We start from the raw sequence: 23,259 nt of genomic DNA, 5'->3' as shown, positions 1-23,259 counted from the left end.
TATGTATCAAACTGCTTTTTTAAGTTGTTTAAAAAAAGCCTCTTCTCTATCTGCAATTTCAAGCATTTTATCAGACAGGTATTGGTATACATCTTCTTGATTACTTCGTTTTTTATATACCCGCGCTATTTGGACTGCAAAATCTCTCCACATATCTCCTATTTGCGTCATTTCTTCCGAAAGTTCTTTTAGCTTATTGTTCTTAAGGATTTCTGCCGATTCTTGTAAAAAAGCTGCATAAATAAACCTAAAGCCTCCGCCGCCTGTACCTATTTCTTCTTGCATACGGATTAATTGCCCCAAATAATGATTGGTTTTTGGAACTCCTATTTTTTTAGGCCACTTTTTTATGTTTTTAGCTACCATCCGCATACCATTTACGCCAATAATTGGAACTGGAGCTAGCATATCTCTACAATTTTTCTTTATGGCTTTTTTTATGGCTTTTTCCCAATTAATTTCTTCTGGGATATAGATAGGGTAATATAAATGTCCTTTAGGTGCTAAAGCGCCTTTTGCAAAACGTACTTTTTCTAATTCCTTATGCGTTAAGCTTGTTGGGAACTGCATTACAGGATCGCTTATTTGATATTGTTTATCATCTTTTCCATAAACTACTAAGTTATGAGCGTTAAAATGAAAACGATATTCTTCCGGGAAATAAGATAATCCATAAACCCCTACTTGTAAACCTGTTGGGATATTTTCTGTTAGGTTTTTATCTAGGGTTTGCTGTGCTTTTTCTGGACTATTAAATTTTTGCCGTTTAAACTTTATCCCTAAAAGTTTTGCCATGCGTTTAAAAATCCACCCAGGCATAGGTCGGTAACTAAAAGCTGGAGAAAAGTTCACTTTTAAAAAAGGTAAATAAACAAAGAACAAACCCGAACCTAAACCAAAAACCATAGGTTCGCTAATTTCTATACCTTGATGTTTTAACAAATTAGATGCTACCCCATTTTCACAATGGGCAGCTTGCTGGTGTTTAAATTCTACCTGCATTATCCTTTAAAATTTTTTAATTCTTCTACAGAAATCTCAAATACATCGGCATATTTCTGTAGTGTTTTGGAAGATAGTTTTTTAAATACTTTTGGTTTTGTATGCCTTTTAACTCGCCATTTCCATAGAGAAACATAACTTGCAAGAATAGATAAATCCATCTTGTTTTTTTCCATAAAATATACAATCGGACTTTTTTTTCCTACCAAAACCAGCTTTTTTGCTTCTTCTACTCGTTGCTGAATAAGTTGGATAGAACCGTTTAAAGCTACCGATTTAGGCTCCCATCCTGAGCTAAGCGCAGTGGTGTAGTTTCCTTTATCATCAACAGCATAACAAAGCTCTTTTAGTTCTTTGTCTGATAAGCTGCTCTTGTCTTGTGGTACTTGTTCTGCTTTCATGGCTATTGTTCTTTTATAAACAAGTTCATTTGTGTTTCTAAAAGCAATTTATTTTCTGCAAAAACCTCACATGCTATCAGGCATAAAGTAAAGTCTTCCGTATTCATTTTTGAGATCAGCTTTGCCTTAGATACTAAAGTTTGATTTGCCAAAGGTAAAGCCTTTATTATTAATTTTTTAATTCCTCCTATAAAACCTATTACTTTTACATCTGTTTTTTCTGGTGTAAAATAATTTTGCGCAACTATTGCTGCGCAAGTTTGGGCAGCATTTTCTATTAAACCTGCTTCAGCTAAGCGTTTTTTAGCGATAAAAATACAATCTTCTGGAATACAAAAAGTAGTTTCTACATAGTCTTCACTAATGTTAGTTATCAAATCTACCATTAGCATTGGAGCTCGATGTGGTAAAAAATTTCGTATTTCTATTGCCGAGATTGCTTTCATTTATTTTGCCAAAACGGTTTTCATTTGGGCTTTTGCAATAATTTCATTATTTACTTTAGACGTTATATTTACTAAAGTAACGCCCATAAATTCTTGTAAAATTTCGGCTGTTGTCTCTATTGTTTCTCCTGTTTTTGGCAGTTTGGTTACCTCGACTGTTTTTATAGACCCTATATATCCCGTTGGCGCTTGTTTTTCTGCAATATGATATTCAAAACCCGTATGCAATGCCACGGTTTGTGCCATGTGCTCGATAAGCCCTGATGCCGAAAACTCTTTATGAGTTGCTAAAATATTTTCGGGACACACGGCTAAAGAAGCGGTAATTTCTGTAGGAGAATAAGCGATTAACCCATCAACCATTGCAAAAGGATATTTTTGCGGAATTAGCGTCTCTACAAATTTTTTATCGGTTATAGGAAATGTATATTTCATTAAACAACAGTTAAGTATGCGTATGCGTATGAAAATCTTCCACTTTCTGGAACAGAAAGCAGTAATTTATCTCCTTTTTTAAGTTTTCCAGAATTCATAAGTTCTTCAAGCATTAAATATATTGAGGCCGAACCTACATTGCCTACATAAGGCAAATTCATAAACCAATGTTGCTTTGGAATGCCAATTTCAAAATCATAAAGCTTATCGTGTAGCTTATCTACAAAATAGCCAGAAGATACATGGGGTAAAAAATAGGTAATATCTTTAGGGTTTACTTGATGTTTTTTAAGGGCTTCTTTCATGCTTAAAGCTCCTTTTTCTAATATATGTTCATCGAGCAACTTTACATCCTGTTTGATAGACAGTACAGATTTCTCTAGCCATTCCTCGGTTTTGTAGTCATTCCAGGGTTTAAGCTCGCCGTTGGATTGTTTATCTCCGCCTGCATACATACAAGGCTCCAATTCGTACGCATACGAATAGGTATCCATCCATTCTATTTTTAACGAGACTTCTCCTGCGGGTTTATTTTGCAATAGAAAAGCTCCGGCACCGTCTGATAACATCCAGCGTAAAAAATCTTTTTGAAACGCAATAATTGGCTGTTCCTCTATTTTTTTTAAATTTTCGGCTTCGTGTTTAAATCGGTCGGCTTGCAACCAAGTAGATACTTTTTCTGAGCCTGTACAAACGGCGTTTTCTGAATTTCCTGATTTTATAGATAAATATCCATACTTTAATGAGTTCATCCCTGCACAACATACTCCTGAAGATGAGTTTAATTCTACCGAATGGTTTTTTAATAACCCATGTACCATTGCTGCATGTGATGGCAATAGCTGATCTGGTGTAGAAGTCCCACAGGATAATACTTGAAGTTCCTGCAAGTTAAAATGCTTATTTTGTAAATTTTCGATAGCAATTTTGGTAATTGCAGCGTTAGAGTGCGTAGAATTCCCTTTATCATCCAAGGCATAATAACGTTGCTTTATTTTGTTATTACGAAGGATAATATTTTTAGCTCTAGAAAGCTTCCCATTAATCAGCCCTAACTTTTGTTCTATTTCATCATTTGCAACAGCTTTATTGGGTAAAAATTTAGCTGCTCCTGTTATATATACATCAACCATAAATCTCTTTAAACGCCTCTAAAATATGTGGTTTCTTTTTTAATTTTTTTGTACCTAAAAGGATAAATTAACCAGTAGATTACATTTACTATTGGAGATAAAATCCAAATTGCGATGACAAGATAGTAATAAAATCCTTTTAGCCATCTTTTTCTAGATTTTCCTTTTTTATTTTTAATAGCATTTGCCCATTTTGTAAACATTTTATTGGCAGTTTTGTCTATTTGTATTAAAAAATGCGGAATTTCTACTGCTCCTTTTTCTAATAAGTCGGTTTGAAGTTTATTATAATTATTACTTTTTAAATGTTTTAGGATAACTTCTCCAAATTTGTCTGAAGCGTTTATTTCTGCTTGAGAAATTCCTGGTTTAGGAAATATCCCAAATTTGCGCTTTTCTCCTGTAAACATCCATTTTACTATGGTGTAGGCACTAATTAAGTTTGGGTTTCTATCTGCCAAAACAATATTTCCTACCAATGTTGTATCATAATCTTTTAAAAGCTGTTTTACTTTTTCTTGTGCCATTGCCCACATATTCCTGCTTCCTATAATGCTAACTACAGGCACGCCTTTAGAAAACAATTGCTGAGCGTAACTGGATTTTAAAAATGAATTTGCAGGAATTGACGGACTTAAATACCACGGCTGATATGCAAAAAGAATTAAGTTATATTCTTGTTTTAATATGGTTTCTGAAACAGGTTTAATGGCGTGAGGCTCTTGCAGAAAAGTATCTGGAAACACATCAAAAAAAGCTTCACTTGTCCACGGAAAAGGAAAATCGGTTTCCATTTTTATCGTTAAAACATCTACCTGAACTTGGTCTTCCTCATGCAACGGTTTGGTAATCTGTTGAGTGATTTCTTTTAACTGCCCAGATTGTGAATAATATATAAGTAATACTTTTTTTTTCATTTCACACCAAATTTTCAAACTAAGTTACAAAAGTAGTAGTTAACATTATTACTTCTTCCAAAAATCGAAATAATTAAACCATTGCAGCGGATATTTATGCAACATTGTTTCTACATCTGCTACATAGTTTTCTAACAAAGCTTGTGCGTCTCGATGTTTTACTTCTGCTTTTCGGGCGTATAAATGGTAATGAAGGTTTTTTTCTTTCATTACATAAACAAAAACAACGGGGACTTTTAACCTCGATGCTAATAAAAATGGCCCAGTAGGAAATTTTGCTTTTTCTCCCAGAAAAGTGGCTTCGAAAGTTTTTCCCCCCTCAAAATACCTATCACCAGTAAAACAAATTAGTTCATTATTTGCCAATGCGGCGTTAATATCGAAAATATGCGACATATCGTCTTTTACAATAATGTATTTAATAGATGATTTTTCTGAAATACTTTCTAAATATTCTTTAATTTCATTACGCTCTAAATCGGTAGTAACCAAATTTATTTGCATATCGAAGTCTATTTCTGCAAAAAACTTTTCTGCTACTTCAAAATTACCTATATGTGCACTTATTAGAATCCCTCCTTTTTTATCTGCAAGAAGTTTTTGTAGGTTTTCTATCCCATCAAACTCATAGGTAAATTTATTTCGAAGTCCGGAATTGATAGCTACTTTATCGATAAGTACTTTACCAAAGATAAGGTAACTTTGGTACACCAAAACACCAGCTTTAAACGAAGAATACTTAAGGTGTTTATAAAGATAAGTATAGATAGCTTTATTGCTTTGCCATGCCGTTAAAAGGTAATAAAAAGCAACAAAATAGAGTATAAAATAAGCGGTTTTTACACCTGCTTTTTTTATAAAAAAGACAAAAATTCTGTAGCCTAATAAACTACCTCCAGACCTTCCGTCCCATTGGCTCATTAGGCTTCTTGTTTTACTTTTGCCTCTATTAGGTTATAAAAATCTCCAAAAGAAGAGATTCCTGTAAAATCTGCTTCGCCTAGCTTCACGCCAAAATTAGATTCAATGACTACGACCAAATCTACATAATCAAGGCTATCCAAATCTAAGGTTTCCTTTAGGTTTGCGTCTTCTTGAATCATAGAACCATCTGCCTCAAATTCTTCAATCAAAAAATCATTTACAATTTTTACGATCTCCTCTCTGCTCATTTTAATATTTTTTTGGACGGCAAAGTTAACCTTTTTTAACATATAAACAAAGTGCATAAATTGTTTAAAACTATTCTAAAAAACAACCTATACACTCCTGTTTTACAATCGTTTAAAAAATTACTCTTTAAATTTCTTTAGCACTACAGCAGAGTTTGTACCGCCAAAACCAAAGGAATTAGATAAAACGGTATTAAGTTGTGTTTTTTGAGCTTCTCGGATTAAATTTAATTTAGCAGAATCTTCGTCTGGATTTTTCAGGTTTATATTTGGAGCTATAAAATTATTTTGCATCATTAAAATGGTATAAATAATTTCGCTTGCTCCTGCCATCCAGCATTCGTGCCCTGTCATCGATTTTGTAGAGCTTACAGGGGTTTGATTCGTTCCAAAAATTTCATAAATAGCTTTAGCTTCATTGCTATCGCCTAATACTGTAGAGGTTGCATGTGCATTGATATAATCTATTTCACTAGCATCTATTTGTGCGTTTTCTAAGGCTTTTTTCATCGCTTTTGCAGGACCTTCTACATTTGGGGTAGAAATATGCCCTCCGTTAGAAGAAAAACCATAACCTACAACTTCTGCTAAAATGGTAGCACCTCGGTTTATTGCAGATTCATAACTTTCTAACACCAGTGTTGCCCCTCCTCCACTAGGTATCAACCCATTTCTTGAAGCATCAAATGGCCGTGAAGCTTTTGTTGGGGTATCTTCATCATTAGAAAAAACTCCTAAACCATCAAAACTTCCCATGGCATACTTATTAATTTCTTGAGCTCCTCCGCAAATAATCATGTCTTGGAATCCGCTTTTTATTAAAAAGTATCCTAAGCCCACCGAGTGTGATCCACTAGCACAAGCTGCACTAATAGTCATATTAACTCCTTTAAGCTTAAAAATGGTAGATAAATTCATGGTTACGGTAGAATTCATAGATTTAAAGATAGCCCCAGAGCCTATCAAAGTGGTGTCTTTTTTTTCTCTTACAATATCTACCGCATCGATAATGGCTTTTGATACACTGTCGTTTCCGTATAAAATACCAACATCATTAGTATCGAAAAAATCACCTTTAATACCGGCTTGTTTTAAAGCTTGGATGGTTGCCATATAGGCATATTCTGTTTCTTCGCCTATACTTACGCGTTGCCTTCGTGTTAGAAAGGGTTTTAAATCGGGCTTAGGCACCATTCCTGTAAGTGCAGAACGAAACCCAAACGCTTTGCGCTCGGTATCGAAAATAATTCCTGATTTCCCTTGATATAAAGATTGTGTTACCTCCGCTAAGGAAGTTCCAATGCAGGAATAAATTCCCATCCCTGTAATAACAACTCTTTTACTCATAAATACTTATCTAATGCAAAATAATTAAGGTTTTTTACTCTTACAATTTAAGAATAAATTCCTCCGTTAATATTAATTATTTCACCTGTAATATATCCTGCTTTTTTAGAGGCTAAAAAGTTTACTAATTCTGCTACTTCTTCAGCTTCGCCAAAACGGTTAGCTGGAACAAGTTTTTTTAGTTCTTTTTCATCTAAATCACTCGTCATATCGGTTTTTATAAATCCTGGAGCTACGGCGTTTACTGTAATATTTCGTTTTGCGACTTCCTGCGCAAGTGCTTTTGTAGCGGCTACTAAGGCTCCTTTTGCAGCGGAATAGTTGGTTTGCCCTGGTGTTCCTTTTACCCCAGAAACAGATACCATATTAATGATTCTGCCGTATTTATTACGAAGTAATTTTTGGATAAAGAAGTTGGTAACATTATAAAATCCGTTTAAACTTGTGTTAATCACATCGTTCCAATCTTGTTGTGGCATCCACATAAAAAGTCCGTCGCGCGTAATCCCAGCATTATTTACTATTACCTCCACGATGGCTGTTGGATTTTTTTCTTGCCATTGCGTTAGAACTTCGTTTACTTGCTTATGGTCTGCTACGTTAAATTGTATGATTTCGGCTTTTCCTCCTATTTCTTCTACTTCTTTAAGTGTTGCTAAAGCTGCCTCTTTATTAGATTGGTAATTAATAAGTATGTGATAATTGGTTTCTTGAGCTAATTTTTTACAAATCGCACTTCCTATGCCTCTAGAACCTCCAGTAACAATTGCGTATTTCATAGTTAATTTATAATTTATTTACTGAATAATTCTGCATTATCATACCATTTTCCTATTACAGAACCATCGGTACGTATAAAGCCCCATTTGTTATCTTTTTTAACTCTAGCCACACCATTAATAAAACCTTTGGGTGAAGAACTAAAAAAATTGAAACTTCCTGCCGTTATTTGATATAGGTTAGGAATTACCAATACTGCTTTTTTATTGATAAAACCCCAGGTTTTCCCTATTTTCACAGGAGCCAATTCATCGTTACTAAATACCTCTGCGTCTCTATAATTAAAATCAATAATTACTTTTCCTTGCTTATTAATATAGCCCCAATTTTTTTTAAGTACAACTGGTGCTAAACCGTTTTTAAACATTTTTGCTTTTTTATATATAGGCGCTACCACCCAATTTCCTTGCGCATTTATAAAACCTATTTTCTTTTCTTTTTTTGCATAAGCTAAGCCTTCAGAGAAGTCCCATATTTTCTCAACGCCTTCAACAGGTTTAAATTTTCCTTTTGTAAAAACACCAAATTCCCCATCTTTTTCTACCTGCACTACTCCTTTGTTGTAGTTTCCTACAGATTGATACTCTACAGGAACTACAATTTTTCCTGTGGTAGTAATTACTCCCCAAAAATCTCCTTTTTTCACTCTTGCAAAGCCGTTTTCAAAAGGCTTGATTATATCGTAAGTAGGTTTTAAAACAACCTCTCCCGATGGATTTATAAGCCCTACTTTGTTGGCGTTTCTTATAAAAGCTACTCCTTGATTAAAATCAAAAATCTTTTCGGTTTCGGCAAAAGTAAGTCGCTCTCCTTTTTTGTTTATGTAGAACCACTCTTCGGTATGAAGTACAACGGCTATCCCCGAATTAAAATCTTTTACCCTATCGTATTTAGGTTTAATTACCCATTCGCCTTTTGGGTTGATAAATCCCCATTTACCATTTTCCAAAACAGGTGCTAATCCGTTATTAAAATTACCTGATTTATCATATTGTGGTTCCAAAACAACTTCTCCAGATTTATTTATGTATCCGAATTTTTTGTTTTCATTCACCAAGGCCAATTCTTGAGCCAAACTACTGTGAGCAATAAGAAGCGTTAGAAATAAAATTAGTTTTTTCATCATATAAAGTTTTGGTTAATTAGCTAAATAATCTTTTACTTTCTGGATATATGGGTATAAAACCTCATCATCTTTAAATGCAGGAACAAGCTTACGAATTTCTTTATAAATTTTTAAAGTTTCTGATGAAACCTTATCTTGACATTCTAAATATTCTATTGCTTGAACAATGGTTATTAAGTGAATACTTAATACCTCAAAAGCATTTTCTATTACTTTTGCCGTAATCAAAGCGCTATTTGTTCCCATGCTTACAATATCCTGATTATCGTTATTATTAGGAATACTATGTACATACATTGGGTTAGATAACGTCTGATTTTCTGCAGTGGTAGAAGTTGCTGTAAATTGCGCTCCTTGCATCCCAAAGTTAAAGCCCAAAGTTCCTAAATTTACAAATGGAGGAAAAATGTCGTTTATTTTAGAATTTAACAAGTAATTTAATTGGCGTTCAGCAAGCATACTCAACCTGGTGATTACTATTTTCAGTTTATCCATTTCTAAAGAAATGTAATCTCCATGAAAATTACCTCCATGAAATACTTGTTTTGTTTCTGTATCAACTATCGGGTTATCGTTGGCAGAATTAAGCTCGTTTTCTAAAACATTTTCTGCATTTATAACGGTATCTAAAACAGCGCCTAAAATCTGCGGAACACAGCGTATAGAGTAATATTCCTGTACTTTATCTTTAAAAACTTTTTCTTGATTTTCTCCTGTATATAAATACTCATCGCGTTTACGAATAAGTTTACTATCCGCCAAATGCTTTCTCATCTTACCAGCTATCTCGCGTTGACCATTATGCAATTTCACTTGATTTAACTCTGCAGAAAAATGATCGTCGTAAGCTGAAACTATTTCATTAATAACACAAGAAAACTTCACGCTCCAATCGATTAGTTTTTTTGCATTAACCAGGTTTACAATCCCTATACCTGTCATTACCGAAGTTCCGTTCATTATAGAAATTCCTTCCCTTAAATGAATCTTCATCGGGCTTAATTTTTCTAACTCAAAAACAGTTTTTGTAGGCTGCCTTTTGCCTTTATAAAACACCTCTCCTTCTCCGATAAGCACCAAAGCTAAATGAGCCAATTGCACTAAATCTCCACTTGCTCCAACGCCTCCATGAGCAAAAATAAGTGGTGTAATATCTCTATTCAGTAACTCTTTCATTAATTCTACCGAAGAATAATGCACTCCAGAGTTTCCTAAAGATAATGAATTTATCCGAGCTAAAATAGCCGCTTTAACTTGCTGTTTTGTTAAATAGGCTCCTGTACCCGAAGCATGGCTTCTAATGAGGTTATATTGCAGTTCTATTTGCTGCTGTTGCTCTATTTTATATTGAGCCATTGGCCCAAAACCTGTATTTACGCCATAAATAATTTTTTCTGCAGCAAAATCTTTCAGAAACGCATAACTTTTATTTACGCGTTGATATACCTCATCACTGATTGAAATTTTTTCTGATTTGAAAATTACTTCTTCAAAATCGGTTATATTTAAATAATTATTTAAATTTTTCATCTATATCTTGGGTAGTTTTAAAAACTAAAAGTTGTTTTATTTCCGTTAAATTATAACTATTTTTGAATGCAAATATAAAATTTATTATCCTACTATGAATGAATTTGTTGATGTTCTGGTTATCGGAGCAGGTCCTTCAGGCTGTGTTTCTTCATGCTACCTGCACAATAATGGAATAAAAGTAAAAGTAGTAGAGAAAACAAAATTTCCACGCTTAGTGGTAGGCGAAAGCTTAATTCCTCGAGTAATGGATCATTTTGAGGAAGCTGGGCTTCTTGATGCTTTACAACAAATGAATTTCGAGAAAAAATCGGGCGCACGTTTTATAAGAGGTAAAGAAGTATGTACGTTTGATTTTAGCCAGAATTACACCAAAGGTTGGACTTGGACATGGCAAGTACCTAGAGCCGATTTTGACCAAGCTATGGCAAAAGAGGTGGTTAGAAAAGGAATAGATTTAGCCTTTGAAACAGAAGTAATTGCTATTGAATTTAACGGAAAAAATTCGATTACTACGGTTAAGGATAAAAATGGAAATCTAAAAAAAATTCATGCCAAATTTGTAATAGATTCTAGCGGATATGGAAGGGTTCTTCCTAGGTTATTAAATCTTGATTCTCCATCAGGTTTAGCACCACACTCGGCTATTTTTACACATATTAAAGACGTTAATAGGCCTAAAAACGATATCATCTCTTTTGATATTATCCAAACAGAAGTTTGGTTATGGGTTATACAGTTTTCTAACGGCAACTCTAGTGTAGGAATTGTTGGCTCTACAGAATTTATTAATTCGCTCTCCACCACATCTACCACCGAAGCGCTTAGAAAAGCAATTTTAATGTCTAATCATTATAAAGATAGATTTGGAACATTAGATTTTCTATTTAAACCGATAAAACTTGAAAATTACTCCAGAACCGTAAAAAAAATGTATGGCGACGGGTTTGCACTTACAGGCAATAGTACCGAGTTTTTAGATCCTGTATTTTCTTCGGGGGTTGCTTTTGCTACAGAGTCTGGAATGCTAGCGGCAAAACTTGCTTTAAAAGAACTCAGTGGAGAGACTGTAGATTGGGAAAACGATTATAGCCATTACATGCAACAGGGTATAGAAACCTTTAGAACCTATGTAGAAGAATGGTATACGGGAAATTTACAGACCTTATTTTTTCATCAACCTGAAAACCCTGAAGTTAAAAAGAAAATTTGCTCAGTGCTTGCAGGCTATGTTTGGGATAAGAGTAATCCCTTTGTAAAAAAGCATAAAAATATTATCAAAAACATGGCGCATATGCTTAATATGGATAAAAAGTAAACTATCAATATTCCATTAACAACATTTCAATCTCTTTATCTACTATTGAACTCATGTGCTTATCAAATCCTCTTCCTTTACAGGTAATGGTAGTGCTATTTTCTAAAGGCGTGTTGCTATCGTCTTGACAAAAATCCATAACACTAACTTCGCCTGTTTCAGGGTTTAATGTATTGTAATCAAAACAGTGAAACCACTCTATTTGCAGCCCTTCATCTCCGTAAGAAAACGTAATTATTTTATCTAGCCTGTTTTTTGTTTCTTTAGAGAAGGCTTTTTCAGAATCTATTCCCCAATAAGCTAAACTATCGCTTAATACATTATAATCGGAAAATAACATTCTGTTAAAATCGTTAACTTCTCCAAACTTAATAAAGCCATGTTTTAGTACAAACTCTTTATAGGATGGCGGAAATTGAACTCCTAAGTGTTTCTCGTACGTATTTAATTCTGTTTCAGTAACTGTTTTTATATGATGTGGTTTATGAAGAATATCTAATTCCTCTATAATTTCCTCATCGAGATCTTTATTTTCTGTTAAAAGGCTAATTACTTTATTTAAGCGTTTTATAGCCTGTTCGGCGGTTTCGTTTTCGGGAGCTGTTTTCAGTTTTTCTATTTCAGCAGTGTGATTTCCTAATACCGATAATTGTCTTCCTGCTTTATCGTAAAAATTATAAGCTTTAGGAGAGCTTCCCACTATTCTTTCTGCTTTCCAAGCGTTTTTAAATCTATTTTCAGGAAAATACTCCATTGTATCTTCTTCAGATGCATAATACACCGATAGTTCCTTTCCTTCCTGATTGTAAGAAAGCTCTAGAGAGCATTCGCCATTAGGGTGAAATCTTTTAACACTTACAAGGTTTCCATCATCCGTAAAAAAAGCATGGCAAGATAAGTAACCTTCTGAAGCTTCCCACCAGCTCCATTCTCCTATTTTATCGCCTTTTTTGTTTCTTATTCCTAATTCCCATTCGTAATCATCTTCATTCCATCTGGCCTCTTTGGGTACTGTAACTGGTTTTTTCATGGGTATTGTAGAGTAGTTTTATACTAAAAAGCAAAACACATAAACAAAAATAGTTTATGTGCTCTGCATAGCTTGGTTAGTTAATTATAGTTATACAAATTTTAGTTTCACACCGTTATTTTCGGCATATTTTTTTGCTTCTTCATCTAGTTTAGCATTTTTTTCTTCGAACGCCTGGTAATGTTCCTCTTCAAACTTTCGTACTTTATCTATAATTTTTTTTCTTGGCTTATTTTCGTCGTACATAAGTACAATTTTAGGATAATCGGTTTCATAAAAATCAAGACATAGCTTAAAAAGATCGAGAGAACTATCGATTAATGGTTTGGAATCTTCATCTACCTGAAGCGCTTCTACCTCTGCTATAATGTTTTCTATTTCTGGAATACTAACTTTTTTTAAATATTGCGAATAGGTTGCGGGTTGCATTTCTCCATTTTTTGATAGGTACATTAAATTGCCGCTCCTCTCTAAAGCCTCTAACTGCTGAAAGTATTGACTACCATAGCTTGCCATTAACAAGTTAGCGTTAAGTACTGTTTTTTCTACTATTTCATGAGGGCTTTCTTTTTTACAACTTGTAAGTAATGTAAGTAGTAGTAGAATTCCAAAAATATTTTTTATTTTCATCTTACAACAAAGTTAATTTACTATTTATAATACCGTATTGGGCCTGTCTAATTGAAAGATATCTGAAACTTGATGTTTATTAAAACCTTCGAAAAGCGCTTCTACTCCTTCTTTTAATTTCAATTCAACTTCCTCTTTGTATAAAGGAATAAGGGCAAAAAAACTAATGGTTTTATGTGGTAATACCAATTGATGATACCCTTTTTCAAACATAACTCCAGGTAAAAGAAGCATGGTATCTAGGTTGGTGTTTTCTGCAAAAGGCTCTGCTGGATTTCCGTTAGGAACGGTATGCCCCCACCATAACCAAGTGTTGTAATCGTGCGGAAATCTAGCCATGTATTTTAACCAGCGTATAGGCCAATAGTTGTTTTCGTCTTTAAAATCTTCTTCTGAAATTTTCCAATCTTTAGGCAAACAAATACTAAGTTCTGCATATTTTGCATCTTCCATTCCTTCTGGAGCATTCATAGGCTTATCGCTCATCCCAGAAGTTATCAAGGTATGAAATGGTCTTTCTGGTGTTGGTTTTACCCAATGCACATCAAGGTGTACTTTGTCTGAAATTATTTCATGAAACACCATGTCTACTTTTCCTACATGTTTTTCTATGTGATTAGATATTTCTTCGATAGAGGAATCTCCCGAAGCTACTTCAAACTCTCTTCTAGTGTTCTCTTCGTATTTATATATCGGTGCACCTGATGCTGATTTTTCCATGCTTGTTTTTTTGTTACTATTAAATTGGTTTATTTTTTATAAAAGAATGGTTAGTTAATTTATATTTTTAGATAAATAAGAACGAAGCTATAATCATCCAAATACCTACACCTATACCTAATAGACCTAATTTTCCTTGTAAGGGAGCTATTTTCTCTCTTATTTTTTCTGCTTTTTCTTGTGCACTAGCATTTTTAGATAAGAATAATTTATTAATCATTCCATAGCCTAACATAAAGCCCAAACCTGCTTCTACAATACTTCCTGCTAAAAGTGTTATCCACCAGATAGGTGCAGAGGTTAACCAGCCTAGGTTTAAAACTGCAGAGATAACGCCCCAAACACCCCAAAAACAAAATATAAGTCCTATCCAACCTTGATAAGGTTCTACTTTTGCCAACAACTCTTTTGCGTTTGGTTTTTTAGAAAGTAATAAAGATGGCACTGCTACAATACTTAAAAACACTAAAGAAATTCCGTAAATCATTTTTTAATTTTTTTTGATGGTTTATATCTTATTTGATTATTACAGTGCAAATATGCAACAAGATGTATGTTGTAAAATAGGCTATATGTAGCGAAAATCACCTCCCTGAAAACAGGGGTATGGGTTTATATTATTCTACCAAGCCTAGTTTTATGGCATATTTTGTTAATCCTGCAAGATTTTTTACATTCAGTTTTGCAATTAAATTTTTACGGTAGCTCTCTATTGTATGTTTACTTAGGAAGAGCTCGTCTGCAATTTCTTGTGTAGTATATTCTTCGGCTATTAGTCTTAGTACTTCTTTTTCTCGTTTCGTTAATGTAATGGTTGTTTCTGTCTTTTTTTCTAAAACTCCTTTCATATATGCTTGCTGTACAGACTGCGAAAAGTACTTTTCTCCTTTCAATATGGTTTTTACGGCTTCAAGCAATTCGGTTTGGGTTGCGTTTTTAGATAAATATCCGTCTACATTATTTTTAATCAATGTATCTATCATTCCTGCATCGGTATGCATGCTCACCATTAGGGTTTTTATTTCTGGACGCTCTTTCTTTATATACTTATTAAGCGTAATGCCATCGGTTGTTGGCATGCTAATATCACTTATTACAATATCTATTGCTTGATTTGGGTTCGTTTCCATATATTTTATAACCTGTGCGCCATTATGTGCGGTTTGTAAAACAGTGCAATTGGCTTCATTTTTAAAAATATTCCATAAGCCATCTAGAAACATTTTATGGTCATCTACTAAAATTAGGTTATAATTCATGATGTTTTATTTTGTTAAAGGAATATCTATATCGATTACTGTTCCTCGATTTGGAGAGCTGTTAATGCATAGATTTCCGTCCATTTTTTTTAATCTATCTTTTAAGTTCTGAAAACCTAAGCCTAGTTTAATTTTATCTATTTCGAAACCTTTTCCGTCGTCTTCAAAAAGAAGTTTTATGTTGTTGTTAAATAAGGATAATTGAATATCTATTTGTGAGGCTTTGGCATGTTTTAACGCATTGGTTAACAGTTCTTGTATAACTTTATAAATTTCGATTTTTATATGTTCGTCTATTTTATTTAGCTTGCCTTTGGGGTAGAGTTGTAAGGTTATCTCTTCTTGTGAAGATTGACTTGCACGAGCGATATACTCTGAAAGTATCGATGTAAATGCAGTATTTTTAAACTTATTAGGCATTAAGTTGTGCGATAATTCCCTCACTTGAACATAAGTATCATCTATTTGCTGAATAAGGTTTTCCTTATTTATTTTATGCATATTAGAAAGCTGTAGCTTTATGGTTGCCAGATTCCCTCCTATACTATCATGAAGCTCTTGTGCGATGCGTTTTCGCTCTATATTTTGCCCTTTTAAAGAGGCGGTTACCAATTGTAATTCTTGATCTTTTAACAAGGCGGCTATCTTCTGCTGACTTACTTTTTCTAATGTTTTTGTTAATTTACTTTGGGTTTGTAATTTCTGGTAATACATGTATAGCAATGCTAAAACAGGTACTAAAACAATTACAAAACCTATAAGAATATAAAATTTTTGGGCTTTTTGCCAAGCTATTTCTTGTGCCTGTTCGGCGGTTTTGTATTGAAACTCTAACTCGTTAACTTGTTGTTTATTTTGGCTTACCAAAATCTCGTTATTGACTCGATTAAGCTGCGTCATTAATGCGTATGCATTTTTATAATCGCCTGTTTTTGCATAGGCTTCTTGCAGTTTTAAAACCGCTTGGCGTTCTATTTCAAAATTCCCCCATTGAATGGAATTTATATGCACAGTAGATAATATCTTCTTTGCATTTTCAAAATCTTTTTCTGCTAAATAAATGTTACCTATCACACTTCCCCCTTTTGCATAAAGCGTAAAATACTCTAAGGTTAAAGCTTCATTAAACACATGATAACAAGTGGTTAAGGCTTGATCTAAATCGCCTTCTTTGTAATAAATACTGCCTAACCACAGGCTGTTTTGTAAACTTTCTTTTTTTAGGTTTACTTGCTTAAAATAGGCTTGAGCTTTGTTAAAAAGTTGCTTTGATGCTGAAAAATCACCTTCTGAATAATGGATAACGGCCAGTTCTGTTATAGCTATATTTTTTAAGGTATCGTTTTTGGTATTTGCAATACATTCTTCTATAATTTTTTTCCCTTCATTTGTATTACCTCTTACCGCCTTTACACTTCCTATACCAATTCTATTTCTTACATAATCGTCTGTTTCAAAATGTTTATCGGTATAATCTATTCCCTTAAAAAACCATTTCAAAGCCTCGTCAAACAAGCCTTTTTCTAGTTTTCCTTTTCCTATTATATAGCAAGGTTCAGCTAAATAAGCGTCGTTGTTTTTATGAGGTGCATTAATTGCTTCTACATAGAGTTTATTTCCATAAAAAATAATAGAATCTATTGTTCCTTTAGCCTCATGGAACTTAATGATATCTAATGTGCGCTTATATTTTGAAGGAAAATCTTCGGCTTGCTTAAGTTTGATAAAAAGAGTATCGTTAGGAATAGCCGGGTTTACTCCAAAAGCTTTAAACTGCTGAAAAAGCACATCTGATTGCGAAGCAACGGGAAATGTTGCTGTAAAAAACAAACTAACAACAAGCAGTAGTCTATTTAATTTTTTAAGCTGTTTTATAACCTTATTCAAACGTTTCTTTTTTATACCTAAAATTAGTTTTTTTAATTACAAATCTTTTACATATACATTAAAATGATTACTAAATTCACCTACCTGTTTGGTATAATTGGGAGTTATCAAATTTCTGTAATTATCATAAGGTATATTATAACCCGAGAATTTATTAATGTAATACTTTAACTCTAGTAGTTTTAGCTTTTTAAAATAGTCTGGAATAGGATTTTCAAACCTACAATGATCAATGGATAATCGGGTTAGGTTAGGTAAATCAGCAATCCATAAAGGCAAGTTTTCAAAAGAGTTTGCACCAAGCGAAAGCGTTTCTAGTGTAGTCATGTTTTTTATATAGTCAGGGAATTCATCTACATCATGCTCCATTAAAAACTCTGTAAGCTTTAATGTTGTAATTTCTTTTGGAATAGTCTTAATGCTGTTTGACCCTGAAAAACTCAACTTTTTTAACTTTGTAAATTGTGGTAGGGCTGCATAAGCTTCGGACGTAAACTCATAACACATAAGCATATAGAGCCGGTCTAGTTTTGGGGCTTTCAAATTTTGAAGCCCTTCGAATGATGTACTTACCAGAAATAAATTTTCTAGTTTAGGTAAATTTACTTTAGGGAAAGTATGTAGTGCATTGTGCCCATTGATAAAAAGTAAATTTAAGTTTGGCATATTGGTTAACAATGCCTTTAGGTTAGCCCCTTTATAATTTGTTAGCCTTAAAACCTTAAGCTGTGTGGCAGGATGGCTTTGCAGTTCAGTTTTGTCTTCGTTTTTATTATCTATCGATAAACGTTCTAATTGCGTACAGTGCTTAAATATTGATTCAAAAGAACCTGTAGGACAAGTAGTGTATAAGGTTTTTAAAACCCCTGGTTTTTGTAAATATGGGGTTAAGTCTTCAGGTGTATAAGCTTCTTCTAATTTTGGGTAAAAAGAAAGGAAAGGAGTTGTTATTTTACTGAATAAAGCTTTAGGGTTTTCTATGGTTACCCCTTCTAATCTTATCGAATCGGAATATATACTGTTTTTACCCACTTGTATTCCTTTTATAAATGCAAGGTTTAATTCTTCTAAATCTAGTGGTAAATGATTTGTATTTAAAACAAAATTATCACTTCGTTCTATACTGACCTTTTTAAGGTTTTGAAGTGTGCTTAAATTAGGAAGCTCCGCTAAACCTATATTGTTAAAATGCAATTCTTTTAACTGTTTGCAAGCTGCTAAACTCCCCCATAAAACATCGCTGTTATTAAGCGAAATCGCCGATATTTTTTCCAGGTTTTTTAGTTGTTCTATTCCTGCTTTTATATTTTCAAAATCCCTAAAATTACCTAAACTTAAACACTTAAGGTTAGAAAAGTATTTGGCATGGCTTAGTACGAAATTTAACATACGTGCATCTCTAATACTTAATGTGGTGTTTTGGAAATGGGTTTGTGTCGAAATTATTTCTACCGTATCATCTAAAGATAACGAACTTATACTTGGAGCAAATATAATTGTATCTTTTATTTGCTTTATAAGCGGAACTTCCTGAAGTCTGATATAGGTTAATTTTTCAAGCTCACTTAGTTCATCTGGAATAGTTTCTAAAAGCGGACAATTATAAACTTCTAAGCGTTCAAGGTTTTTTAATTGAGTAATGGTCTGGGGTAACGCCTTAAGTTTAGGTAAACGATAAAACCCTATTTTTTTTAATGATGTTGGCAGTTGAAGTTCTGTGAAGTTTTCAACATTTATTTTATAGAAAGTTAAACTCTCTAATTGCTTAAGTGCCGATAAATTAAAAGGCATTTTTAAGGGGGCTTCCGCCTCAGAACTAACCATAATATCGAACTCTTTTAGAGCTGATAACTTTACAATACTTGCTGGAATTTCTTGTAACCCCTCACAATCAATATCAAGTTCTTCTAAGTGTACTAAATTCCCTATGGTCTCTGGCAAATGGGAATAATCGCCTTCTATTTCAAGATTTGTTAACGATGTTATTTCTCCAATTTCAGCAGGAATACCGTTGGTAAAACCCTCATAAATATGCAAGTGAGTTATGCCTTTAAACTGAGCAATAATCGAAGGGTTTTTGTTTAGTTTTTTAAAAACTTCCTCGTCACTTAAACGGATTTCAATAAAATCAAATAACTTATACGCTTCTCCAACAGGAAAGTTAGCATCTTTACTAGCATAGGTGATTAATGAACTTAATATTTTGGTTCTATTACCATCTTGCTCAGGTAGTTTATTTCTGGTTTTAAAAGATTGGTTTATAGCTTGGGTACCAAATTGTTGTAGCAATTCGGCTACTTCAGAAATTACGGCTTCATCTCTGCTGATTTTACCAATAATAAATAAGGCATATAAATCATCAGAAGTATATTGTTGTTGGAGTTTTAAACGCTTAAATTCAGTATCAATATTGTGGATATCCAGAGTCATAGAAATAAATAAAAGTTTAGGATTCAGATTTAGTAATTAGCTCCATTTTTTTTAGCACAACAGGCACAAACAAAGCAAACTTTACGTTAAACTCCTCTTGACCTTGCGCTGTATTCATATTGTTTACCATAGTTGTCCAAGTATGGTATAAAACATCTTCGGCATTGTTAATACTTTGGGGTAAAAAAATCATATTATTTTTTTAAATATTATCTGGGAATAAATAACAAAATTAGACAATAATAGGGGATGAAAAACCCCTGTTTTCAGCCATTTTTTATTCCTAAATATTATTAAAATTTATTTCCGTGTATAATCGGACTTTTCTAGTAATTATTTTGCTTTTATTATTCTTTATAAAAAACATAAAGCCTAGACAACTAAAGCTATTGTAAAACATTTAAAAGTTAACCCGTAACATAGGATATTACATTAAAAAAAACCAAAACTTTTACTTATTAAAAGCATAAAAGGGATACAAATACCCCTTTTATGCTTTTATAATTTTTTATACGTATTTTAATCTCTAATTGTTAGTGTACGCTCGTACATATTCAATTATAAAAAAACACTGTACACTTTAATATATTGATTAGTTCTACTAGATATTCAACAACTATAGCGAATATTTACATATAAAACTAAATATCAGAAACTTATAAGATTAAACCATTACTCTATACGTGTAATTTTCGCCCCCAAAGCACGCAAACGCTCATCTATATTTTCATAACCTCGATCTATTTGCTCTATATTATGAATAGTTGATGTTCCTTTGGCAGATAATGCAGCAATTAATAACGAAATTCCTGCTCTAATATCGGGACTTGTCATAGTAGTTGCTTTTAAAGTAGATTTAAAATCATGCCCTATAATAGTAGCTCTATGCGGGTCGCATAATATAATTTTTGCTCCCATATCAATTAATTTATCTACAAAAAACAACCTACTTTCAAACATTTTTTGATGTATAAGTACACTACCTCTAGCCTGCGTTGCTACTACTAATACAATACTCAATAAATCTGGGGTAAATCCAGGCCAAGGAGCATCGCTAATATTCATTATAGAGCCATCTATAAAACTTTGTACTTCGTAACCGTTGGTATGCGGAGGGACATAAATATCGTCTCCTCTTTTTTCTAAAGTAATCCCTAGTTTTCTAAATGTAGTAGGAATTAAACCTAGGTTTTCCCAACTTACATTTTTTATGGTTATTTCGCTCTGCGTCATTGCTGCTAAACCTATCCATGAACCTATTTCAATCATGTCTGGCAGAATCCTATGCGTACATCCGTTTAAGCTTGTTACCCCTTCTATTGTTATGAGGTTAGAACCTACGCCTTGTATTTTTGCTCCCATCGCTATCAACATCTTGCACAGTTGCTGGATATAGGGTTCGCAAGCGGCATTATAAATGGTTGTTTTACCTTTTGCCAAAACCGCTGCCATAATAATATTTGCTGTTCCGGTAACCGAGGCTTCCTCTAGCAACATCGAGGTTCCTGAAAGTCCATTTGGAGCTTCTACCCCATAAAAACGTTCTTCCTTGTTGTACCTAAAATCTGCTCCAAGTTTTATAAAACCTTCAAAATGTGTATCTAAACGTCTTCTACCTATTTTATCTCCACCAGGGCGAGGAATATATCCTTTACCAAACCTGCCTAATAATGGTCCTACAATCATTATAGAACCCCTAAGTCCACTTCCTTCTTGTTTAAATTGTTCGCCTTCTAAATAAGCTAAATTTAGATTATCGCTATGGAAAGAGTAACTCCCTTTGGCTAGTTTTTCTATTCTTACCCCTAGATTTTTTAAGATGACAATTAGTTTATTTACATCTCTGATATCTGGAATATTATGAATAATTACTTCTTGATCGGTAAGTAAAACAGCACATAAAATTTGTAAGGCTTCGTTTTTTGCTCCTTGTGGAATAACTTCTCCTGAAAGATGATGACCTCCTTCTATTTTAAATACAGCCATAGGTATAAATTAGTAACGTTTACGGTTTCTATTTTTCTTTTTAGTATTGGTATTTCTACTAGTGGGTTTGCGTTTAGTATAAGTCATTAAATCTGATGACTCAGAAAGATCTTCATCTTTTTTGTTTAGATTTATTTCTCCTTCACTAAGCTCATACAAGTGATTAAATATCGCAGCATCTTCTACCACATCTTTATTCCAATTAAGGTAACTTTTTTTCATGTGGTTAGCTATGGTGTAGATAAGGGCTTCTTTTTTCTCTCCTTCTTCCCAAGTTCTAGCTTGATCTATCATACGTTTTATGTTATTCCCATAAAAGCGGTATTTAGGATAATTTTGAGGATATGACAGAGGCAATGGTGCTTTTTTCAGTATCTCGTCAGAGGGCTTAGGGAAAGGTGAATCAACGTCTAGTTCTAAATTACTAATAATAAATAACTGATCCCATAATTTATGTTGAAAATCTGGCACATCACGCAGGTGTGGATTTAAATTCCCCATAACAGCAATAATAGATTTTGCCACCTCGTTTCTTTTTTCTTTATCTTCTATTGTTAAGGCATACTCTACCATTTTTTGTATATGCCTTCCATATTCCGGAATAATTAAATGGTTTCTTTCTGTGTTGTATTCTAGGTTATCTATCAAAATGTATCTGGTTTTAAACAAGGAATAGCATTAAACTTCTGCGTAGGTTTGCAAAATATAAAATATTTATCTGATGTAATTGTTTTAATTCTTTTTTTTATAAAGAAATTACACCTGGCACTTTCTCTCCCACTTCTTTATATTTATCTATAATGGCTTGTGCGCTTTGCATTTCTACATTTACAGATATACTTGTATAAGTACCTTTAGAAGATGGTTGTGTTCTGATAACCGCTCCCATGCCATCAAAAATTTCTTCCATCAATGCTATCTTATGGTTATCTGAAGGTACGATAAATTTATACAAATATTCGTTAGGCCAGCTAGAGGTTTCTACAAGTTGTGCTTGTAGTCGTTTATAAAATTCGTCAGAATTGTTAGATTTGCTCATAATATTAATACTTTCGTACCGCAAATGTACAAAATAATAGGCTTGTATAAGTTGTACTTAGCCAATACCCTATTATTTTTTTATTAAATTTAATCAATTAATATATAAGTTGCTAGATTATTTACAGAATGAATAAAGCTTTGAAAATTTTACTTATAGGAGGCCCCAGTACAGGAAAAACTTCTACTATCAAAATATTAAAAGAAAAAGGATATACTTGTTTTGAAGAAGTATCTAGAGAAGTTACTAAAAAAGCTCAAGAAGAAGGAATTACACAACTTTTTCTTACGCAACCCTTATTGTTTAGTGAAAAATTACTCGAAGGCAGAATTAAACAACACCAAGAAGCTGATAAAAGTAAAGAGCCTTTTGTATTTCTAGATAGAGGAATCCCAGATGTAAGCACTTACTTGGATTACAAAAACACCTCTTACCCTAATCTTTTCACCCAAGCTAACAAAAAATACAGGTATGATAAAGTTTTTGTATTCCCTATTTGGGATGAAATATATTTATCTGATAATGAACGTTATGAAAGCTTAAATGAAGCAAAAGAAATTCAGAAATTTTTATTAAAAACCTATCAAAATTTAGGCTACAACTTAACCGAAGTTCCTAAATTACCTATAGCGCAACGCATACAGTTTATCTTAAACCAACTGAAGCACTAA

25 protein-coding genes are annotated in these 23,259 nt (G+C 33.2%); 2 read left to right on the top strand and 23 right to left on the bottom strand.

What is annotated here, in order from left to right; all coding sequences use genetic code 11:
• Nucleotides 1–6: 6 nt before the first annotated feature.
• The 12 genes from darH to flxA form a co-directional block, all read right to left on the bottom strand.
• A complete protein-coding gene (gene darH / locus GGR32_RS01210; protein ID WP_183475621.1) occupies nt 7–1,002 on the bottom strand; it encodes a BtrH-related acyltransferase DarH in 996 nt (331 codons plus the stop codon).
• Nucleotides 1,002–1,403, bottom strand: coding sequence for a flexirubin biosynthesis protein DarG (DarG, locus tag GGR32_RS01205; protein WP_183475620.1), 402 nt, complete (start codon nt 1,401–1,403; stop codon nt 1,002–1,004). Before DarG ends, darH begins: the two co-directional genes overlap by 1 nt.
• 2 nt (nt 1,404–1,405) lie before the next feature.
• Complete coding sequence (locus tag GGR32_RS01200) at nt 1,406–1,849, bottom strand: hotdog family protein (protein WP_183475619.1); 444 nt, start codon at nt 1,847–1,849, stop codon at nt 1,406–1,408.
• Nucleotides 1,850–2,284 carry a hotdog family protein gene (locus GGR32_RS01195; protein WP_183475618.1) on the bottom strand — a complete coding sequence of 145 codons (435 nt, stop codon included), beginning with the start codon at nt 2,282–2,284 and terminating at the stop codon, nt 1,850–1,852.
• Nucleotides 2,284–3,417 (bottom strand): dialkylresorcinol biosynthesis protein DarB, encoded by a 1,134-nt coding sequence (darB, locus tag GGR32_RS01190; RefSeq protein WP_183475617.1) that lies wholly within the window; start codon nt 3,415–3,417, stop codon nt 2,284–2,286. Before darB ends, GGR32_RS01195 begins: the two co-directional genes overlap by 1 nt.
• A gap of 8 nt (nt 3,418–3,425) precedes the next feature.
• Nucleotides 3,426–4,334, bottom strand: a complete 909-nt coding sequence (locus GGR32_RS01185; protein ID WP_183475616.1) for a dialkylrecorsinol condensing enzyme DarA — start codon at nt 4,332–4,334, stop codon at nt 3,426–3,428.
• 48 nt (nt 4,335–4,382) lie between these two features.
• Nucleotides 4,383–5,255, bottom strand: a complete 873-nt coding sequence (locus GGR32_RS01180) for a lysophospholipid acyltransferase family protein (RefSeq protein WP_183475615.1) — start codon at nt 5,253–5,255, stop codon at nt 4,383–4,385.
• Nucleotides 5,255–5,506, bottom strand: a complete 252-nt coding sequence (locus GGR32_RS01175; protein ID WP_183475614.1) for an acyl carrier protein — start codon at nt 5,504–5,506, stop codon at nt 5,255–5,257. Before GGR32_RS01175 ends, GGR32_RS01180 begins: the two co-directional genes overlap by 1 nt.
• A gap of 120 nt (nt 5,507–5,626) precedes the next feature.
• Nucleotides 5,627–6,853, bottom strand: coding sequence for a beta-ketoacyl-[acyl-carrier-protein] synthase family protein (locus GGR32_RS01170; RefSeq protein ID WP_183475613.1), 1,227 nt, complete (start codon nt 6,851–6,853; stop codon nt 5,627–5,629).
• A gap of 47 nt (nt 6,854–6,900) precedes the next feature.
• The gene (flxB, locus tag GGR32_RS01165; RefSeq protein ID WP_183475612.1) at nt 6,901–7,632 is read right to left on the bottom strand and encodes a flexirubin biosynthesis SDR family reductase FlxB; all 732 of its coding nucleotides are present in this window, start codon (nt 7,630–7,632) and stop codon (nt 6,901–6,903) included.
• A gap of 14 nt (nt 7,633–7,646) precedes the next feature.
• Nucleotides 7,647–8,759, bottom strand: a complete 1,113-nt coding sequence (locus tag GGR32_RS01160) for a WG repeat-containing protein (protein ID WP_246415146.1) — start codon at nt 8,757–8,759, stop codon at nt 7,647–7,649.
• Nucleotides 8,760–8,771: 12 nt separating this feature from the next.
• On the bottom strand, nt 8,772–10,289 hold the full coding sequence (flxA, locus tag GGR32_RS01155; protein WP_183475611.1) for a flexirubin biosynthesis tyrosine ammonia-lyase FlxA: 1,518 nt from the start codon (nt 10,287–10,289) through the stop codon (nt 8,772–8,774).
• Nucleotides 10,290–10,383: 94 nt separating this feature from the next.
• Here flxA and GGR32_RS01150 point away from each other — a divergent pair, with 94 nt between their 5' ends.
• The gene (locus tag GGR32_RS01150; RefSeq protein ID WP_183475610.1) at nt 10,384–11,607 is read left to right on the top strand and encodes an NAD(P)/FAD-dependent oxidoreductase; all 1,224 of its coding nucleotides are present in this window, start codon (nt 10,384–10,386) and stop codon (nt 11,605–11,607) included.
• A gap of 4 nt (nt 11,608–11,611) precedes the next feature.
• On the opposite strand, the gene GGR32_RS01145 is transcribed toward GGR32_RS01150, so the two are convergent.
• The 11 genes from GGR32_RS01145 to GGR32_RS01095 form a co-directional block, all read right to left on the bottom strand.
• Nucleotides 11,612–12,637: an SMI1/KNR4 family protein gene (locus tag GGR32_RS01145; protein ID WP_183475609.1), complete on the bottom strand. Its 1,026-nt coding sequence runs from the start codon at nt 12,635–12,637 to the stop codon at nt 11,612–11,614.
• Between the two features lie 90 nt (nt 12,638–12,727).
• Nucleotides 12,728–13,267 carry a hypothetical protein gene (locus tag GGR32_RS01140; RefSeq protein WP_183475608.1) on the bottom strand — a complete coding sequence of 180 codons (540 nt, stop codon included), beginning with the start codon at nt 13,265–13,267 and terminating at the stop codon, nt 12,728–12,730.
• Between the two features lie 24 nt (nt 13,268–13,291).
• Nucleotides 13,292–13,987 (bottom strand): suppressor of fused domain protein, encoded by a 696-nt coding sequence (locus tag GGR32_RS01135; protein ID WP_183475607.1) that lies wholly within the window; start codon nt 13,985–13,987, stop codon nt 13,292–13,294.
• Between the two features lie 67 nt (nt 13,988–14,054).
• Nucleotides 14,055–14,474 (bottom strand): hypothetical protein, encoded by a 420-nt coding sequence (locus tag GGR32_RS01130; RefSeq protein ID WP_183475606.1) that lies wholly within the window; start codon nt 14,472–14,474, stop codon nt 14,055–14,057.
• A gap of 130 nt (nt 14,475–14,604) precedes the next feature.
• Nucleotides 14,605–15,246 (bottom strand): response regulator, encoded by a 642-nt coding sequence (locus GGR32_RS01125; protein WP_183475605.1) that lies wholly within the window; start codon nt 15,244–15,246, stop codon nt 14,605–14,607.
• Between the two features lie 6 nt (nt 15,247–15,252).
• Nucleotides 15,253–17,133 carry a tetratricopeptide repeat-containing sensor histidine kinase gene (locus GGR32_RS01120; RefSeq protein ID WP_183475604.1) on the bottom strand — a complete coding sequence of 627 codons (1,881 nt, stop codon included), beginning with the start codon at nt 17,131–17,133 and terminating at the stop codon, nt 15,253–15,255.
• A gap of 36 nt (nt 17,134–17,169) precedes the next feature.
• Nucleotides 17,170–19,563, bottom strand: coding sequence for a disease resistance family protein (locus GGR32_RS01115; protein WP_183475603.1), 2,394 nt, complete (start codon nt 19,561–19,563; stop codon nt 17,170–17,172).
• A 16-nt stretch (nt 19,564–19,579) separates the two neighbouring features.
• Nucleotides 19,580–19,756: a hypothetical protein gene (locus tag GGR32_RS01110; protein WP_183475602.1), complete on the bottom strand. Its 177-nt coding sequence runs from the start codon at nt 19,754–19,756 to the stop codon at nt 19,580–19,582.
• Between the two features lie 479 nt (nt 19,757–20,235).
• The gene (murA, locus tag GGR32_RS01105) at nt 20,236–21,549 is read right to left on the bottom strand and encodes a UDP-N-acetylglucosamine 1-carboxyvinyltransferase (protein WP_183475601.1); all 1,314 of its coding nucleotides are present in this window, start codon (nt 21,547–21,549) and stop codon (nt 20,236–20,238) included.
• A gap of 9 nt (nt 21,550–21,558) precedes the next feature.
• Nucleotides 21,559–22,197 (bottom strand): DUF4290 domain-containing protein, encoded by a 639-nt coding sequence (locus GGR32_RS01100; protein WP_183475600.1) that lies wholly within the window; start codon nt 22,195–22,197, stop codon nt 21,559–21,561.
• Nucleotides 22,198–22,294: 97 nt separating this feature from the next.
• Nucleotides 22,295–22,588 (bottom strand): DUF493 family protein, encoded by a 294-nt coding sequence (locus GGR32_RS01095; RefSeq protein WP_183475599.1) that lies wholly within the window; start codon nt 22,586–22,588, stop codon nt 22,295–22,297.
• A gap of 140 nt (nt 22,589–22,728) precedes the next feature.
• On the opposite strand from GGR32_RS01095, the gene GGR32_RS01090 reads away from it, so the two are divergent.
• Complete coding sequence (locus tag GGR32_RS01090) at nt 22,729–23,259, top strand: AAA family ATPase (protein ID WP_343066405.1); 531 nt, start codon at nt 22,729–22,731, stop codon at nt 23,257–23,259.

The organism is Mesonia hippocampi, assembly GCF_014197445.1.
GTDB classification, from domain to species: Bacteria; Bacteroidota; Bacteroidia; order Flavobacteriales; family Flavobacteriaceae; genus Mesonia; species Mesonia hippocampi.
The sequence above is the reverse complement of the archived record's forward strand: the minus strand, read 5'-3'. Positions and strand labels throughout refer to the sequence as shown.

Bases quoted from the DNA above. Each gene is read 5' to 3' on its own strand.
- GGR32_RS01140 (WP_183475608.1), bottom strand. From the start codon at position 13,267: ATGAAAATAAAAAATATTTTTGGAATTCTACTACTACTTACATTACTT.
- GGR32_RS01145 (WP_183475609.1), bottom strand. From the start codon at position 12,637: ATGAAAAAACCAGTTACAGTACCCAAAGAGGCCAGATGGAATGAAGAT.
- GGR32_RS01130 (WP_183475606.1), bottom strand. From the start codon at position 14,474: ATGATTTACGGAATTTCTTTAGTGTTTTTAAGTATTGTAGCAGTGCCA.
- GGR32_RS01200 (WP_183475619.1), bottom strand. From the start codon at position 1,849: ATGAAAGCAATCTCGGCAATAGAAATACGAAATTTTTTACCACATCGA.
- GGR32_RS01125 (WP_183475605.1), bottom strand. From the start codon at position 15,246: ATGAATTATAACCTAATTTTAGTAGATGACCATAAAATGTTTCTAGAT.
- GGR32_RS01135 (WP_183475607.1), bottom strand. From the start codon at position 13,987: ATGGAAAAATCAGCATCAGGTGCACCGATATATAAATACGAAGAGAAC.
- GGR32_RS01180 (WP_183475615.1), bottom strand. From the start codon at position 5,255: ATGAGCCAATGGGACGGAAGGTCTGGAGGTAGTTTATTAGGCTACAGA.
- GGR32_RS01175 (WP_183475614.1), bottom strand. From the start codon at position 5,506: ATGAGCAGAGAGGAGATCGTAAAAATTGTAAATGATTTTTTGATTGAA.
- GGR32_RS01185 (WP_183475616.1), bottom strand. From the start codon at position 4,334: ATGAAAAAAAAAGTATTACTTATATATTATTCACAATCTGGGCAGTTA.
- GGR32_RS01170 (WP_183475613.1), bottom strand. From the start codon at position 6,853: ATGAGTAAAAGAGTTGTTATTACAGGGATGGGAATTTATTCCTGCATT.
- GGR32_RS01160 (WP_246415146.1), bottom strand. From the start codon at position 8,759: ATGATGAAAAAACTAATTTTATTTCTAACGCTTCTTATTGCTCACAGT.
- GGR32_RS01095 (WP_183475599.1), bottom strand. From the start codon at position 22,588: ATGAGCAAATCTAACAATTCTGACGAATTTTATAAACGACTACAAGCA.
- flxB (WP_183475612.1), bottom strand. From the start codon at position 7,632: ATGAAATACGCAATTGTTACTGGAGGTTCTAGAGGCATAGGAAGTGCG.
- GGR32_RS01110 (WP_183475602.1), bottom strand. From the start codon at position 19,756: ATGATTTTTTTACCCCAAAGTATTAACAATGCCGAAGATGTTTTATAC.
- darH (WP_183475621.1), bottom strand. From the start codon at position 1,002: ATGCAGGTAGAATTTAAACACCAGCAAGCTGCCCATTGTGAAAATGGG.
- DarG (WP_183475620.1), bottom strand. From the start codon at position 1,403: ATGAAAGCAGAACAAGTACCACAAGACAAGAGCAGCTTATCAGACAAA.
- GGR32_RS01115 (WP_183475603.1), bottom strand. From the start codon at position 19,563: ATGACTCTGGATATCCACAATATTGATACTGAATTTAAGCGTTTAAAA.
- flxA (WP_183475611.1), bottom strand. From the start codon at position 10,289: ATGAAAAATTTAAATAATTATTTAAATATAACCGATTTTGAAGAAGTA.
- darB (WP_183475617.1), bottom strand. From the start codon at position 3,417: ATGGTTGATGTATATATAACAGGAGCAGCTAAATTTTTACCCAATAAA.
- GGR32_RS01150 (WP_183475610.1), top strand. From the start codon at position 10,384: ATGAATGAATTTGTTGATGTTCTGGTTATCGGAGCAGGTCCTTCAGGC.
- GGR32_RS01195 (WP_183475618.1), bottom strand. From the start codon at position 2,284: ATGAAATATACATTTCCTATAACCGATAAAAAATTTGTAGAGACGCTA.
- murA (WP_183475601.1), bottom strand. From the start codon at position 21,549: ATGGCTGTATTTAAAATAGAAGGAGGTCATCATCTTTCAGGAGAAGTT.